The organism is Pseudomonas sp. DL (assembly GCF_047199225.1).
Classification (GTDB): Bacteria; Pseudomonadota; Gammaproteobacteria; order Pseudomonadales; family Pseudomonadaceae; genus Pseudomonas; species Pseudomonas aeruginosa.
Genome location: NZ_CP178323.1, coordinates 4,009,659 through 4,023,991, shown reverse-complemented (window position 1 = coordinate 4,023,991; position 14,333 = coordinate 4,009,659). Strand labels below are relative to the sequence as shown.

15 protein-coding genes are annotated in these 14,333 nt (G+C 65.1%); 6 read left to right on the top strand and 9 right to left on the bottom strand.

Features of this window, described 5'->3' with window-relative positions:
- Positions 1 to 92 precede the first annotated feature (92 nt).
- The 6 genes from ACI766_RS18665 to puuE all read right to left on the bottom strand — a co-directional run bounded on the left by ACI766_RS18665 (position 93) and on the right by puuE (position 5,574).
- The gene (locus tag ACI766_RS18665; RefSeq protein WP_003083317.1) at positions 93 to 611 is read right to left on the bottom strand and encodes an Hcp family type VI secretion system effector; all 519 of its coding nucleotides are present in this window, start codon (positions 609 to 611) and stop codon (positions 93 to 95) included.
- Positions 612 to 1,229: 618 nt separating this feature from the next.
- Complete coding sequence (locus ACI766_RS18660) at positions 1,230 to 2,507, bottom strand: urate hydroxylase PuuD (protein ID WP_003122923.1); 1,278 nt, start codon at positions 2,505 to 2,507, stop codon at positions 1,230 to 1,232.
- 48 nt (positions 2,508 to 2,555) lie between these two features.
- Positions 2,556 to 3,065 (bottom strand): ureidoglycolate lyase, encoded by a 510-nt coding sequence (locus tag ACI766_RS18655; RefSeq protein ID WP_003083329.1) that lies wholly within the window; start codon positions 3,063 to 3,065, stop codon positions 2,556 to 2,558.
- 54 nt (positions 3,066 to 3,119) lie between these two features.
- Complete coding sequence (alc, locus tag ACI766_RS18650) at positions 3,120 to 4,118, bottom strand: allantoicase (RefSeq protein ID WP_003083331.1); 999 nt, start codon at positions 4,116 to 4,118, stop codon at positions 3,120 to 3,122.
- 17 nt (positions 4,119 to 4,135) lie between these two features.
- Positions 4,136 to 4,651: a 2-oxo-4-hydroxy-4-carboxy-5-ureidoimidazoline decarboxylase gene (gene uraD / locus ACI766_RS18645; protein WP_014603106.1), complete on the bottom strand. Its 516-nt coding sequence runs from the start codon at positions 4,649 to 4,651 to the stop codon at positions 4,136 to 4,138.
- Positions 4,648 to 5,574, bottom strand: coding sequence for an allantoinase PuuE (gene puuE / locus ACI766_RS18640; RefSeq protein WP_014603105.1), 927 nt, complete (start codon positions 5,572 to 5,574; stop codon positions 4,648 to 4,650). Before puuE ends, uraD begins: the two co-directional genes overlap by 4 nt.
- 372 nt (positions 5,575 to 5,946) lie before the next feature.
- Between puuE and uraH the strand changes: the two genes are divergently transcribed.
- Positions 5,947 to 6,327 carry a hydroxyisourate hydrolase gene (gene uraH, locus ACI766_RS18635; RefSeq protein WP_003087207.1) on the top strand — a complete coding sequence of 127 codons (381 nt, stop codon included), beginning with the start codon at positions 5,947 to 5,949 and terminating at the stop codon, positions 6,325 to 6,327.
- 240 nt (positions 6,328 to 6,567) lie between these two features.
- Here the strand turns inward: uraH and ACI766_RS18630 are convergent, their stop codons facing one another.
- Positions 6,568 to 7,917 (bottom strand): NCS2 family permease, encoded by a 1,350-nt coding sequence (locus ACI766_RS18630; RefSeq protein ID WP_003087209.1) that lies wholly within the window; start codon positions 7,915 to 7,917, stop codon positions 6,568 to 6,570.
- A gap of 374 nt (positions 7,918 to 8,291) precedes the next feature.
- Here ACI766_RS18630 and ACI766_RS18625 point away from each other — a divergent pair, with 374 nt between their 5' ends.
- A complete protein-coding gene (locus ACI766_RS18625) occupies positions 8,292 to 9,071 on the top strand; it encodes a GntR family transcriptional regulator (protein ID WP_003083340.1) in 780 nt (259 codons plus the stop codon).
- A 147-nt stretch (positions 9,072 to 9,218) separates the two neighbouring features.
- On the opposite strand, the gene ACI766_RS18620 is transcribed toward ACI766_RS18625, so the two are convergent.
- Positions 9,219 to 10,280: an SMP-30/gluconolactonase/LRE family protein gene (locus ACI766_RS18620; RefSeq protein ID WP_003082649.1), complete on the bottom strand. Its 1,062-nt coding sequence runs from the start codon at positions 10,278 to 10,280 to the stop codon at positions 9,219 to 9,221.
- A 140-nt stretch (positions 10,281 to 10,420) separates the two neighbouring features.
- Between ACI766_RS18620 and rnd the strand changes: the two genes are divergently transcribed.
- The 3 genes from rnd to ACI766_RS18605 all read left to right on the top strand — a co-directional run bounded on the left by rnd (position 10,421) and on the right by ACI766_RS18605 (position 13,022).
- Positions 10,421 to 11,545 (top strand): ribonuclease D, encoded by a 1,125-nt coding sequence (gene rnd, locus ACI766_RS18615; RefSeq protein ID WP_003100123.1) that lies wholly within the window; start codon positions 10,421 to 10,423, stop codon positions 11,543 to 11,545.
- On the top strand, positions 11,542 to 11,835 hold the full coding sequence (locus ACI766_RS18610) for a YcgL domain-containing protein (RefSeq protein WP_003082651.1): 294 nt from the start codon (positions 11,542 to 11,544) through the stop codon (positions 11,833 to 11,835). Before rnd ends, ACI766_RS18610 begins: the two co-directional genes overlap by 4 nt.
- A 254-nt stretch (positions 11,836 to 12,089) precedes the next feature.
- Positions 12,090 to 13,022, top strand: coding sequence for a D-2-hydroxyacid dehydrogenase (locus tag ACI766_RS18605; RefSeq protein ID WP_015503252.1), 933 nt, complete (start codon positions 12,090 to 12,092; stop codon positions 13,020 to 13,022).
- An 11-nt stretch (positions 13,023 to 13,033) separates the two neighbouring features.
- Here the strand turns inward: ACI766_RS18605 and aitP are convergent, their stop codons facing one another.
- Positions 13,034 to 13,990 carry a CDF family iron/cobalt efflux transporter AitP gene (gene aitP, locus ACI766_RS18600; protein WP_023086424.1) on the bottom strand — a complete coding sequence of 319 codons (957 nt, stop codon included), beginning with the start codon at positions 13,988 to 13,990 and terminating at the stop codon, positions 13,034 to 13,036.
- Positions 13,991 to 14,057: 67 nt separating this feature from the next.
- Here aitP and ACI766_RS18595 point away from each other — a divergent pair, with 67 nt between their 5' ends.
- A complete protein-coding gene (locus ACI766_RS18595) occupies positions 14,058 to 14,333 on the top strand; it encodes a metal/formaldehyde-sensitive transcriptional repressor (protein WP_003082658.1) in 276 nt (91 codons plus the stop codon).

Genomic DNA, 14,333 nt, shown 5'->3' with positions numbered 1-14,333 from the left:
TCTTGGCTCGGTGTCTATTTCGCGAAGTAGCGGACATTTTCGGCTCGACGGAGAACCGGCCGTACAGGTGTACGACCGGTGTGCCTGTCAACTCACCCTGCGACCGGCGAGCGCCAGTCGTCGGAGCCGGAGGTGCCGGAGACTTCGTGGGTCCAGGTGATCTTGCGGTAGGTGAAGTGCACGTCTTCCAGGTGGGTGAAGTGGGCGTTGCCCGGGTCCTGGCAGTTGTGCATGTAGTCCTTGATGTCGACGATGATCGCGTCTTCCAGGACGGTGGTGTAGTAGTGCTCCTGGGTGCCGGCGGCGGAGGTGCGGTACCACTGGATCTCGACCTTGGTCAGGCGCTCGCCGGAGGTCAGGGCGGCCAGCAGCAGGGGCGAGGCCTTGTCGAAGACCTTGGTGATGACCACCGGCTTGTGCACGCGCTGGCCGGTCGGCTGGCCGGACTGCGGGTCGCGCGGGATGATCACTTCGTGGTTGAAGCCCTGGACCATCACCTGGTCCTCGTGGCCTTCCTGGTAGGTGTTGCCGACCGAGTCCTCGGTGAAGGCGCCGGCGGTGATCAGGCCCTGCTTGGTGCCGGTGATGGACATATAGGCGGGGGTTGCCATGGATACGTTCCTTGTCGTTGAAAGTGCCCAGGCGATATGCCGGGGGCATCGGTGCTAGACAAGAACCGTGCCACTGGTCTTGAAACTCTTTTCCATCAAGGCGTTATTGGGGGAAGCCAAAAATTCGCTGGCGATTCTCATGGGAAGAACACTGAAAATTGCGCAACTTTTTGCGCACCGCTTGCAAAAAGTTGCGCACTCTCTCGGAGCCCTTTGGGTATTTGTTCCCTAGCGTTCTATCCACAACGTTATCAACCAAAAAGTTGCACAGTTCTTCATTGGCAAGGCAGCCGAAGATGGGGCGCGCACTATCACACGACGCAGCACAGGTCCCCCGGCCACACAGATCACCCGAGCGAAGTTTGCTGGGCAAATACGAGACGACACGTACCTGCGGATAGCGATGGTTGGTTGGTCGCTTTCAATGGTGGAGCGCCGCACGGTTTCGTTCCATCGGCCCAGGGTGAAGGAAAGTGAGTTATCGGAGAGGTTGGGGGCTGAAAGATATGGCCAGTTATGGCCAAAAGCCCTCTATGGAGAGGGCTTTTGGGGTAGGGCCAGCAGGGTTGTTCTGCTGCGGGGAACCGGAGGTGCGGTTCTTAGCCTTTCGGCCAAGGCTCAGTTGATCTGTGCGCCCTTGGCGATCCAGCTGCCGATCAGGTTGCGTTCTTCCTGGGTCATCTGCGTGATGTTGCCCAGCGGCATGATCTGCGAGGCCACGGCCTGGGCCTGGATCTTCGGTGCCAGTTGCTGGATCTGCTGCGGGGTGTCGAGCATGATCCCGCCTGGCGCGGTGCTGAACAGCTGGCTGGTCGGTTTCGCCGAGTGGCAGACGGTGCAGCGCTCCTGAATCACGTGATGGACCTTGTCGAAGTCGGCTCCGCTCGCGGCCCCGGCATTGGAGGCCTGGGTCGCGGCGGGCGCGGCTGGTGCGTCGCCGCCGGTCGCCGGTTGTGCCGGTGCCGCCGCCGGGGTGCTGGCCAGCGGTGCGGAAGCCTGCTGGTAGTTCGGCGTGGTGACGAAGGCCAGGGCGATCATGCCCAGCGCGCCGGCGGGCAGTGCCCAGGCGAAGCGGTTGCTTTCGTGGCGGGTGTTGAAGTAGTGGCGTACCAGTACCGCGAGCACCGCGATGGCGGCCAGGATCAGCCAGTTGTACTGGCTGCCGTAGGTGCTCGGGAAGTGGTTGCTGATCATGATGAACAGCACCGGCAGGGTGAAGTAGTTGTTGTGCCGGGAGCGCAGCAGGCCCTTGGCCGGCAGCACCGGATCGGGCTCGCGGTTTTCTTCGATGGCTTTCACCAGCGCGCGCTGGGCCGGCATGATCACCCTGAACACGTTGCCGACCATGATGGTGCCGATGATCGCGCCGACGTGCAGGTAGGCGCCGCGGCCGCTGAACACCTGGGTCAGGCCGTAGGCGGCGGCGACCAGCAGGACGAACAGGACCAGGCCGAGCAGGGCAGGGGTCTTGCCCAGTGCCGAATCGCAGAGGACGGTGTAGACGAACCAGCCGCAAACCAGCGAACCGATGCCGATGGCGATGGCCGCTGCCGGCGCCAGGTCGCTGCCGGGGGCGATCAGGTAGAGGGTCGGGTTCAGGTAGAACACGATGGTCAGCAACACCACCCCGGACATCCAGGTGGAGTAGGCCTCCCATTTGAACCAGTGCAGGTTCTCCGGCATTTTCGGCGGAGCCAGCTTGTACTTCTCCAGGTGGTAGATGCCGCCACCGTGGATTGCCCAGAGGTCTCCGGACAGGCCTTCACGCGGGTTGCTGCGGTTGAGGTTGTTCTCCAGCCAGACGAAATAGAACGAAGCGCCGATCCACGCGATCCCGACGATCATGTGAATCCAGCGCACCAGCAGGTTCAGCCATTCGATGAGATGTGCTTCCACAGTCTTGTACCTCTTGCCCTGGCCGGCGGACCGGCGGCAGGACCTCTCTTATTGGTTTGATTGGGGGTCGAGGAGGAGCTGTTCGTCCTCGGTGAAGAAATGCTCGTCGCAGTTGTTCCCGGAACCGCTGCGATCGACCACCAGGAAGTCATCCCGCTTTTCGATCGTCAGCACCGGATGGTGCCAGACGCCGCGGTGGTAATTGACGCCCTGCCTTCCGTTGGTCAGGAAGGCGCGGACGAGGCCCGGTACAGGTACATCGCCAAGTGGCGCGACCACGACCAGAAAGGGGTTGCCGAGCAGCGGGATGAAGGCCTGGCTGCCCAGCGGATGGCGTTCCAGCATGCGGATGCGCAACGGCATTTCCAGCTTCTCGGCGCTGAAGATGCTGATGATCGCGTTATCTTCCGGCTGCGCGGTCTCGACCGTGGCCAGCTTGTGATAACGGCGGGTGGAGCCGTTGTTGATCATGAAATAGTCGCTGCCGGCGGTTTCGATCACGTCACCGAACGGGGCGAAGGCTTCCTTGGTCAACGGCTCGATCTTGAGAGTGCGCATACTGATCCTGTCGATTCTGTTTGTTGTATTCCGGACGCACGCGGGGCCCGGGTCTCACGGTAATTGTGGCCTGCCGAACAGGCGCAGGCGGCTGACGCCGCCGTCGGGAAAGATGTTCAGGCGTACATGGGTGATCGGGCCGAGGGCGTTGAGGTGCCGCTCGAACCGGTGTTCCTGGTGCATTTCCAGCTTCTGCGCTGGCAGCAGCTCGCGCCAGAAGAGGCTCTGCGCCTCGATCCGGGCCTCGTTCCCGCCTTCCACGAAGGCGGCCTGGATGCTGCAGCTTTCCGGATAGTTGCCCTTGAAGTGCAAGGTATCGACGACCGCCGCCTCGATGCTGCCGGGATGGCCGAGGGCGACGATCACCCAGTCGTGGCCCGGCGTGCGGCGGCGGCCGGTTTCCCAGCCGTCGCCCATGTTGATGGCACGTCCGGGGTTGAGCAGGTTGCCCATGCGTCCGAAATGCTGGTCGGAACAGGCCAGCGCCCGGCCGCCGTTGACCGCTGCGGCCAGGTCGAGCGCCGTTCCCGGCGGCTGGCTGCTCCAGTCGCGGTAGGGCACGCCATAGAGGCGCAGGCGGGCGATACCGCCGTCCGGGTAGATGTTCAGGCGCAGGTGGGTCCAGGGACGTTCGTCGTCTATCGGGTGGTAGTGATGGCTATCGCCCTGCAGCCCCACCGCCGGCAGCACTTCGCTCCAGGACGTGCTGTCGTCCGGGTCGCCTTCGGCGCAGAAGCAGCCATCCAGGGAAGCCGCCGGCGGATGGTTGCCGGTGAAGAAGCGGGTGTCGATGTCGACGCCCTTCAGCACGCCCGGCACACCCAGGCGGATCACCGCCTGGTCATGGCCCTCGAAGCGCTTGCGGCGGGTTTCCCAGCCGTCCATCCACTTGCCGCTGTCGTCGAACACGCCTTCCTTCCACACCGGTTCGCCGGCCTGCAGCATGCGGCTGGCGGGGGCGAACCATTCGTCGCTGACGGCGACCACCTGGCTGCCCAGGCGCGCGTCGGCGAGGTCGAGGTAGTGGCGGAAGGGCGCGTGTTCGGCGTTCATGCTCGTCTCCGCAGGCCTCAGAGCTGCTGCAGGCGGAACAGGGCGATCTTGTTGATCTCGGCCAGCGCGGTAGCGAACTCCTCGTCGGCGGAGTGCTGGATGCGTTCCTCGAAGGCCGCCAGGATCTGATGGCGGTTGCTGCCCTTCACCGCCTTGATGAAGGGGAAGCCGAACCTGGCCTTGTAGGCGTCGTTGAGTTCGGTGAAGCGGGCGAACTCCTCGGCGCTGCATTCGTGAATCCCGGCGCCGGCCTGCTCGGAGGTGCTGGAGGCGGTCAGTTCGCCACGGATCGCCGCCTTGCCGGCGAGGTCCGGGTGGGCGTTGATCAGCGCCAACTGGGCCTCGCGGCTTGCCGACAGGAGAATGTCGGCCATGCGCTGGTGCAGGCCCTCGATATCGTTGAGGTTGTCGTCGATACCCAGGTCATAGGCCTTCTCGGCGACCCAGGGGGAGTGTTCGTAGATGTCGGCGAAGGCTTCGACGAAGGCCTCGCGGGACAGCGAGGCGGGGGTCAGGGTCTGGAAACGGCTCATGCCTCGGTCTCCTGGAAAGGATGCTCACGGTGCCAATGGCGGGCGATGTCTTCGCGGCGGGCGAACCAGACCTTGTCGTGGCTCTGCGCGTACTGGATGAAGCGCTCCAGGGCGGCCATCCGCGCCGGGCGACCGATCAACCGGCAATGCAGGCCGATGGAGAGCATCTTCGGCGCCGCTGCGCCTTCTTCGTAGAGCACGTCGAAGGCGTCCTTCAGGTACTGGAAGAACTGCTCGCCATTGTTGAAGCCCTGCACCTGGGTGAAGCGCATGTCGTTGGTGTCCAGGGTATAGGGAATCACCAGGTGCGGTTTCTCCGCGGTGCTGGCCGGGTCCCAGTAGGGCAGGTCGTCGTCGTAGGTGTCGGAGTCATAGAGGAAGCCGCCTTCCTCCATCACCAGGCGCCGGGTGTTCGGGCCGGTGCGTCCGGTGTACCAGCCCACCGGGCGCTGGCCGGTGAGTTCGGTGAGGATGCGGATGGCTTCGAGCATGTGCTCGCGCTCCTGGGCCTCGTCCATGTACTGGTAGTCGATCCAGCGGTAGCCGTGGCTGCAGATTTCGTGGCCGTCGGCGACCATCGCCCTGATCACCTCAGGGTTGCGCTGCGCCGCCATGGCCACGGCGAACACGGTGAGCGGCACGTTGCGTCGCTTGAACAGCTTGAGCAGGCGCCAGACCCCGGCGCGGCTGCCGTATTCGTAGAGCGATTCCATGCTCATGTGGCGCACGCCCTGCAAGGGCTGGGCAGCCACCATCTCGGAAAGGAACGCCTCGGACTCCTTGTCGCCATGCAGGACGCAGCGCTCGCCACCTTCTTCGTAATTGAGCACGAAGGACAGGGCGATGCGGGCATCGCCGGGCCAGTGAGGGTGGGGAGGGTTGTTGCCGTATCCGATCAGGTCGCGTGGGTAGTCAGCGCTCACAGCAGTGTTCCTTATTGTGGATGGGGCGGCGGGCCGGACGGGCCGGGGATGCCGTGATGGATTTATTGTATACAAGTTTGCCTGCGGTCTGTAAATACAATCCTGCTTGCCGATCCCTGCCATTCATCCAGCAAAAAACCTGCCCGACTGGTCAGTTAGCGAAGAATGAGGCCCTGCGGGGTGGGGCTTGTGGAAGGAATGCCCGATTTCGGGGCGGCTGCCGCATTTTCGGTTGTGGCGGTGTTTTTTGTATACAATTCATCGAAGGATAACTTATATTGCTTCGCAAGCGGCTCCCTGGCGGGCTGCAAGCGAGCGGCGCCGGGCAGGTCCCGGAGCGATCCCCATCGAACGAAGGCAAGAGGAGGAGTGGTGTCCGCCAGCGGGCGCCCGCAACCCATGGGACGTTTGACCACGCATGTACTGGATTCCGCACACGGCTGCCCCGGCCATGGCATCAAGATCGAGCTGTACCGGGTAGAAGGCCAGCAACTGGAACTGATCGCCACCACCCTGACCAACCACGACGGCCGCTGCGACCAGCCGGTGCTGCAAGGCGAGGACTTCCGTCCCGGGGTCTATCAACTGGTGTTCAACGCCGGCGACTACTATCGCGCCCGCGGCGTGCAATTGCCGGAGCCGGCCTTCCTCGACCAGGTGGTGCTGCGTTTCGGCATCGCCTCCGCCGACGATCACTACCACGTGCCGCTGCTGATCTCGCCCTACAGCTATTCGACCTATCGCGGCAGCTAGGTGCGTGCCACGAAACACTGACTCTCCGAGTCCTTTTCCCTGGCCCGCCATCGAGCGGGCTTTTTTTCGTTCGCGGGGAGTGCGCCGAGGGTTGCCGGTTATCCGCCACTCGTGGGCAGGAAGGGAAATGCGGCGCAGGGTACGAATGGGCGGGGGATGAAGCTGCGCGTCGCGAGCCCTGCGGGGCAACGACAGGTTCGAGGCGGATAGCCGCGTGCGGCCATCCGCCATCCGGGCGGGTCAGAGGAAGATGAACTTGGCGACGAAGATCACGAACAACGCATAGAGGCTGGCCGAGACTTCGCGGTGCTTGCCGGTGAGGACCTTCATCGCGACGTAGGTGATGAAGCCCAGGGCGATACCGTCGGCCACCGAGAAGGTCAGCGGCATCATGATCACCGTGACGATCGCCGGGATGGTCTCGGTGTGCTCGTCCCAGTCGATGTGCGCCATTCCGCCCATCATCAGCATGGCCACGTAGATCAGCGCGCCGGCGGTGGCGAAGGCGGGGATCATCCCGGCCAGCGGGGCGAAGAACATCGCGGCGACGAACAGCACGCCGACCACCACCGCGGTGAGCCCGGTACGTCCGCCGGCGGCCACGCCCGCGGCGCTCTCCACGTAACTGGTCACCGGCGGGACACCGAGCATGCCGCCGAACACGCTGGAGGCGCTGTCGGCCTTCATCGCTTTCGACAGGTTCTCGATGCGCCCGTCCTCCTTCACCAGGTGCGCGCGCTGGGCGACGCCCATGAGAGTGCCGGCGGTATCGAACATGTGCACGAAGAGGAAGGCCAGGATCACGCTGATCATGGTGACGTTGAACGCGCCGGCGATGTCCATCGCCAGGAAGGTCGGCGCCAGGCTCGGCGGCGCCGAGAACACCCCGCCGTACTGCACCAGGCCGAGGGCCCAGCCGACCAGGGTGACGCTGAGGATGCTGATGAGGATGCCGCCGAACACCCGGCGGTACTCGAGCACGGCGATCATCAGGAAGCACAGTGCCGCCAGCAGCGGGCCGGGCGAGGTGAGGTGGCCGAGCTTGATCAGGGTCGCCGGGCTGGCCACCACGATGCCGGCGGTCTTCAGGCCGATCAGGCCGAGGAACAGGCCGACTCCCGCACCCATGGCGAACCTGAGGCTGCGGGGGATGCTGTTGAGCAGCCATTCGCGGACCCGGGAGAAGGTCAGCAGCATGAACATCACCCCGGAGATGAACACCGCGCCCAGGGCGATCTGCCAGCTGTAGCCCATGGTGCCGACCACGGTGTAGGTGAAGAAGGCGTTCAGTCCCATTCCCGGCGCCAGGCCCACCGGCCAGTTGGCGTACAGGCCCATCAGGAAGCAGCCGAGGGCGGCCGCCAGGCACGTGGCGACGAACGCCGCGCCGTGGTCGATGCCGGCGTCGGCCATGATGTTGGGATTGACGAAGATGATGTAGGCCATGGTGATGAAGGTGGTCAGCCCGGCCGCCAGCTCGGTCCTGACCGTCGTACCATGCTGGCGGAGCTTGAACAGGCGTTCGAGCAGGCCGGTGGCGGGCGGTGTCGCAGCGTAGATCCCTTGTTCTTCTTGTTTGGTGCTTTCCACAGCAGGTACTCCTCATCGCTCTTGTTGTTAGGTCCTGCGGGCCGGTTGGTTACCAGGTCCCTGACGCGGCTCGAAGGTGATGTGAGGGCACGATTTTCTGACCTCTGGGTCAAGAACTCGTGCGAGCGATTATGCCTTTGTATACAAAAAGGTCAAAGAATGTTTGAGGGTGTTTCGCCACATTTTTATCAGCTTTCCGTCACGCCCCCTTCCGGGCGGTGCCGCGCGCTCGGAACGAGGGGCGGAAAGGGGTGGTGCGTCGGATGCCGCTGCTTGTGTACACTATTTCGCTATCAGCCGCCGGCGTGCCTCACCCACGCCCGTGAGCGAGGATCAGCCCAGGCCACAAGCCGGACGCACAAGGTTCGAGACCGATGACCGATCAGTTGCAACACATCAGGAAGCCACCGCGCACCGGCAAGGCTGCCCGCAGCGGTACCCAGGACGAGATCGTCTACGCCCACATCTTCGACGCCATCCTCGAACAACGCCTGGCCCCCGGCACCAAGCTGAGCGAGGAGGCGCTCGGCGAGATATTCGGTGTCAGCCGCACCATCATTCGCCGCGCCCTCTCGCGCCTGGCCCACGAGCAGGTGGTGCTGTTACGGCCGAACCGCGGCGCGGTGGTCGCCAGCCCGAGCATCGACGAGGCCCGGCAGATCCTTTTCGCCCGCCGCACAGTCGAGCGCGCCATCACCGAACTGGCCACCGACAACGCCACCGCCGAGCGTCTGGCCGAGTTGCGCGAGATGGTGGTGCAGGAACAATCCAGCTTCGCCCGTGGCGACCGGGGCGCCGGCATCCGCCTGTCCGGCGAGTTCCACCTGAAGCTTGCCGAGATGGCGCGCAACGCTCCTCTGGTGAGTTTCCAGCGCAGCCTGGTGTCGCAGACCTCGCTGATCATCGCCCAGTACGAAAGCGGCGGTCGCTCGCACTGCTCGTTCGACGAGCACAACGAGATCCTCGACGCCATCGAGAAGGGCGACAAGGAGCGCGCGGTGACCCTGATGATGCACCACATGGAGCACATCGACAGCAAGCTCAACCTGGAGAGCGACAACGCTTCCGGCGACTTGCACGCGGTGTTCTCGCACCTCCTCGGCGGCAAGAAGAAGCCACGCCGGGCCAAGGCCGACAGCGATTCGGCGGCCTGATCCGAAGCATTGAAAAGCCCCGCGATGCGGGGCTTTTTCGTTTCCGCTGTCCCGTCCTGAATAAGGTTTACACCTCCCATGCCGATTTTCCGGAGAACTAGATGGAGCAAGGTGTAAACCTACTTCAGGACTAGACGCTCGGCTTTTTCAGGGGATCGCCAGGCGACCGATCCGGTCGTTTTCCAGGCTGCCGAAGTAGAGCTGGTCGCCCACCGGCTTCGCCGAGGTGATCATGCGCAGGTGGTGGCCGCTGGTGTCGTGCAGGCTGCGGACGATCCTGCCCTGTTCGTCGATGGCGATGACCAGCCCGTAGGCGGTCGGCTTGGGCAGGAACATGCGCGGCAGCTTGGCCAGCTGCGCCTTCAGCCAGGGATGCCGGTGGAGGAAGTCGGCGTCGGCCTTGCGCGGGGTCGGCAGGGCCACCCAGAAGGTACCCTTGCGGTCGCCCTGGAGGTTGTCCGGCAAGCCCGGCAGGTTGTCGATGAACACCTCGTGCTGGCCAGCCTTCTCGCCTTTCAGCCAGTAGCGGGTGATGCGATAGCGGTAGGTCTCGTTGACCAGTACGAAGTCCTCGTTTGCCGAGAGTGCCACGCCATTGGCGAAGTACAGGTCCTTGAGCAGCACCTCGGTCTTGCCGGTGGACGGGTCGTAGCGCAGCAGGCGGCCGTGCGGTCGGGCCTCGAGCAGGTCGAGGATGTAGTCGGGCTGGTGGAACTTGCTGGAAGCGTCGCTGAAGTAGATGCGGCCGTCGCTGGCGATGTCGAGGTCGTCGGTGAAGGCGAAGGGGACACCGTCGGCCTCGGTGGCGAGGGTTTCCACCTTGCCCTGCGGATCGATGCGCAGCAGGCCTTTCCAGGCGTCGGCGAGGATCAGGTTGCCGGCGGCATCGAAGTCCATGCCCAGCGGGCGGCCGCCGGTGTCGACGAAGGTCTCGACCTTGCCGCTGGCGTCCAGGCGTACCACGCGGCCGTCGGCGAGACCGGCATAGACGCGGCCCTGGCTGTCCACGGCGGTGTCCTCGGGGCCGTGCAACTGGCCCTGGCCAAGCAGCTCGGCCTTCATCAGGGTGTCGTTGGGTTCGAGGACCCCGGTCATCTGCGGAGCGGCCGGAGCATCCCAGGCGAGCGGGTCGATCGGGCTGGTCTTCAGGGCCAGGTAAAGAGCCGCGCCAGCCAGCAGGAGGACGATTATTCCGCTGAGCTTCTTCATGCAGTTCCCTTGTTCGGATTGTCGGACAAAGGGCGGAGTATGGACATTCGCTACGCTCATCGGCAAGCGCGGTGCCGAGCGGAATGCTCGCATGGCGCCAGGCTCTATATAATGCGCCGCACTTGACCAAGGAGATGTTCGTGACCGCGCCCGAAATCCAGTGGATCCGCGATGATGCCAGCCTGGCGCAGCAATGCCGGGAATGGCGCACACAGCCGTACCTCGCGCTCGATACCGAGTTCATGCGCGTCGATACCTTCTATCCCGCGGCCGGTCTGGTGCAGGTGGGCGATGGCCGGCAGGAGTGGCTGATCGATCCGCTGCTGATCCAGGACTGGAGCCCCTTCGCCGAGCTGCTCGAAGACGAGCGGGTGGTGAAGGTGCTGCATGCCTGCAGCGAAGACCTCGAGGTGTTCCTGCGCCTCACCGGCAGCCTGCCGGTGCCGCTGTTCGATACGCAGTTGGCCGCCGCCTATCTCGGCATGGCCCATTCGATGGGCTACTCGAAGCTGGTGAAGGAGGTGCTGGACATCGACCTGCCCAAGGACGAGACCCGTTCCGACTGGTTGCAACGGCCGCTCACCGAGATGCAGATGCGCTACGCCGCCGACGACGTCCAGCACCTCGCCCAGGTCTACCTGGCCCTGGATGCGCGGCTGAGCGAGGAGAAACGCGCCTGGCTGCTGGAGGACGGCGCCGAACTGGTCGCCAACCTCTGCCGCGAGAGCGATCCGCGCGAGGCCTACCGCGAGGTCAAGCTGGGTTGGCGGCTGCGTCCGCAGCAACTGGCGGTGCTCCGCGAACTCTGCGCCTGGCGCGAGGAGCAGGCACGCCTGCGCAACCGGCCGCGCAACCACGTGCTGCGCGAACGCACCCTGTGGCCGCTGGCGCGCCTGCTGCCGAAGAACAAGACCGACCTGGCGGCGATCGAGGACATGCATCCGCGCACCGTGCGCCAGGACGGCGACTTCCTCATCGAACTGATCGCCCAGGCTGCGCGCCTGCCGCAGAGCGAATGGCCCGAGGCGCTGCCCGAGCCGCTGCCGCCGGAGGTCACCCCGCTGCTCAAGAGCCTGCGCGCCATCGGCCAGCGCGAAGCGGAGACCCTGGGCATGGCGCCCGAACTGATGCTGCGCAAGAAAGTCCTCGAGGCACTGCTCAAGAGCGGCTATCCCGACGGTCCCTACGAACTGCCCGATTCCCTCCGCGGCTGGCGCCGCGAACGCATGGGCCAGGCCCTGCTGGACGCCCTGGAGAGCGCATGAAACGAATCTGTTCCGTCTACAAGAGCCCGCGCAAGAACGAGATGTACCTCTACGTCGACAAGCGCGAGGCGTTGAGCCGCGTGCCCGAGGCCCTGCTGGTGCCGTTCGGCGCGCCGCAACATGTCTTCGACCTGCTGCTCACCCCCGAGCGCCAACTGGCCCGCGAGGATGTCGCCAAGGTCCTGGAGAACATCGAGAAGCAGGGCTTCCACCTGCAGATGCCGCCGGGCGAAGAAGAGTACATCGAGCATCTCCCGGAAGAGTTGCTGCGCATGAACGACCCGCTCTGACGCGAGCCGTACCCCGCTGGCGCCGGCTTACCGGCGCCACTTTCACGACGTGAAACCCGCTCTGTGCAAGGCTGCGCCTTCGGTGCATGATGTCCGCAAGATGTCGCACGATAGCGGAACCCCTGGCAGCGACCGTGGTCTACCAGCGCCAATCCTGCTGCTCTCGAGGGCTTCCCTCCAGGAGCCGTGATGCATGAAAGAACAATATTCTCCGGCCTGATCGCCAGCCCTTGTCCGGCTTGGCAGTGTGACCCATGCGCTTGCTGATTCTCGAACGTGACCACGCTCTCTATGCCGCGCTGCTGATGGCGGCCGACCCCAGCCTGAAGGTGGTGGCGGGGGACGACCCCCTGCAACTCATCGACGCCGCCAGCGAGTGCTCGATCTGGCTCGGCCAGCCCGACCTGGTGGCGCAGATGCTGCGCCAGGGCGTGCATCCGGTCTGGGTGCAGTCGACCTGGGCGGGCATCACGCCACTGCTGGCCGCCGACCTGCCGAAGGACTACAGCCTGACACGCGCGGTAGGCATCTTCGGCCAGGTGATGAGCGAATACCTGCTGACCTACATGCTCGCCCACGAGCGCCAGTTCCTCGGCCGGCTGGCCAGCCAGGTCGGTTCGCAATGGGATAGCCGCGCGCCTGGCGGGTTGCGTGGCCGGCAGGCGGTGATCGTGGGTACCGGGGAGATCGGCCAGGCGGTGGCGCATACCCTGTCCGGCTTCGGCATGGACCTGACCGGGGTGGCGAAGAATCCGCGTTCGCTGGTGCCGTTCAACCGCATGGGCTCGCTCGACGACCTCGGCCGCCTGGTGGAGACGGCCGACTACCTGATCAACCTGCTGCCCGACACCCCCGATACCCACGACATCTACGACCGTGCGCTGTTCGCCCGGCTCAAATCCACGGCGCTGTTCATCAACGCCGGGCGTGGCGTCGCGGTGGTGGACGCCGACCTGGTGGCGGCGCTGGAGAACAACCAGTTGGCCGGCGCGGTGATCGACGTCTGCCGCGAAGAGCCGCTGCCGGCCAACCACCTGTTCTGGCATACCCCGCGCCTCTTGCTGACCGGCCACACCGCCGCGCCGACCCTGCCGGGGGCGATGGTCGAACTGTTCCGCGACAACCTCGCGCGCTTCTGGGCGGGCACCGCCATGCGTGGCGAGGTGGACTTCGCTCGCGGCTACTGAGCCGCGTTCCCTCAGGCAGCGAGCGGGAGCAGCGGATTCACCTCGACGGTGATGTGCACCAGTTCCTCATGCTCGGCCAGGCGGCGCTTGAAATAGTCGGCGCTGCCTTCCTCGGTGGTCAGCAGACTCAGCAGGCAGGCGTACTTGCCCTGGCCGACCTGCCACAGGTGCAGGTCGAGCAGTTCCGCCGGCAGCGGGCTGCTGGCGATCGCTGCGCGGATTTCCGCAGCCACCGGCGCGTCCATCTGCGCATCCAGCAATACCCGGCTGCTCTGCCGGATCAGGCCGCATGCCCAGACACTGACCAGTACCGCGCCGACGATACCCATCAGCGGGTCCAGCCAGGCCGCGTTCCACAGCAGGCCGCCGGCCAGCGCGACGATCGCCAGCAGCGAGGTGGCGGCATCCGCCAGCACGTGCAGGTAGGCGGCGCGCAGATTCAGATCGTGCCGGTGGGCATGATGGTCGTGGTCGTGGTGATGGTGCGAGTGGCCGTGCCCGTGGTGGGCATGGCCGTCGCGCAGCAGCCAGGCGCAGGCGAGATTGACCAGCAGGCCGAGCGCGGCGACCAGCATCGCCTGCTGGTAGTGGATCGGGCTGGGGTCGAGCAGGCGTTCGACCGATTGGTAGAGCATCAGCCCGGCCACCAGCAGAAGCAGCAGGGCGCTGGTGTAGCTGCCGAGCACCTCGATCTTCCACGTACCGAAGCTGAAGCGCGGGTCGTTGGCATAGCGCCGCGCGGCGCCGTAGGCGAGTACCGCAAGACCCAGGGCCAGGGCATGGGAGCTCATGTGCCAGCCGTCGGCGAGCAGGGCCATGGAGTTGAACAGCCAGCCGCCGGCGATTTCCGCGACCATCATGCAGGCGGTGAGCAATACCGCCCAGCGCGTGTTGCGCTCGGCCAGCGGGTTGCCCTGGTCGAACCGATGGGAGTGGCGCAGGGGCCGGGTAGTCGGGGTGCCGGGCATTGGCTACTGTCCTGTCGAGACGTCGAAAATATACTATACCCCAGTATATTACCTTGAGGAGAGAGCGGTGGCCCATACCATCCATGGGAAGAAGAAGCTCCTGGCGCGGGTGCGCCGCATCGCCGGGCAGACCCGGGCGCTGGAGCAGGCGCTGGAAGAGGGCAGCGAATGCGCGGCGGTGCTGCAACAGATCGCGGCGATCCGCGGTGCGGTGAACGGCCTGATGAACGAAGTGCTGGAGGGGCACATCCGCGAACACCTCGGCGCCGAGCAGGCGAGCGCGGAGCAGCGTCGCGAAGACCTGGAACTGGTGGTGACCGCGCTGCGTTCCTACCTGAAGTAG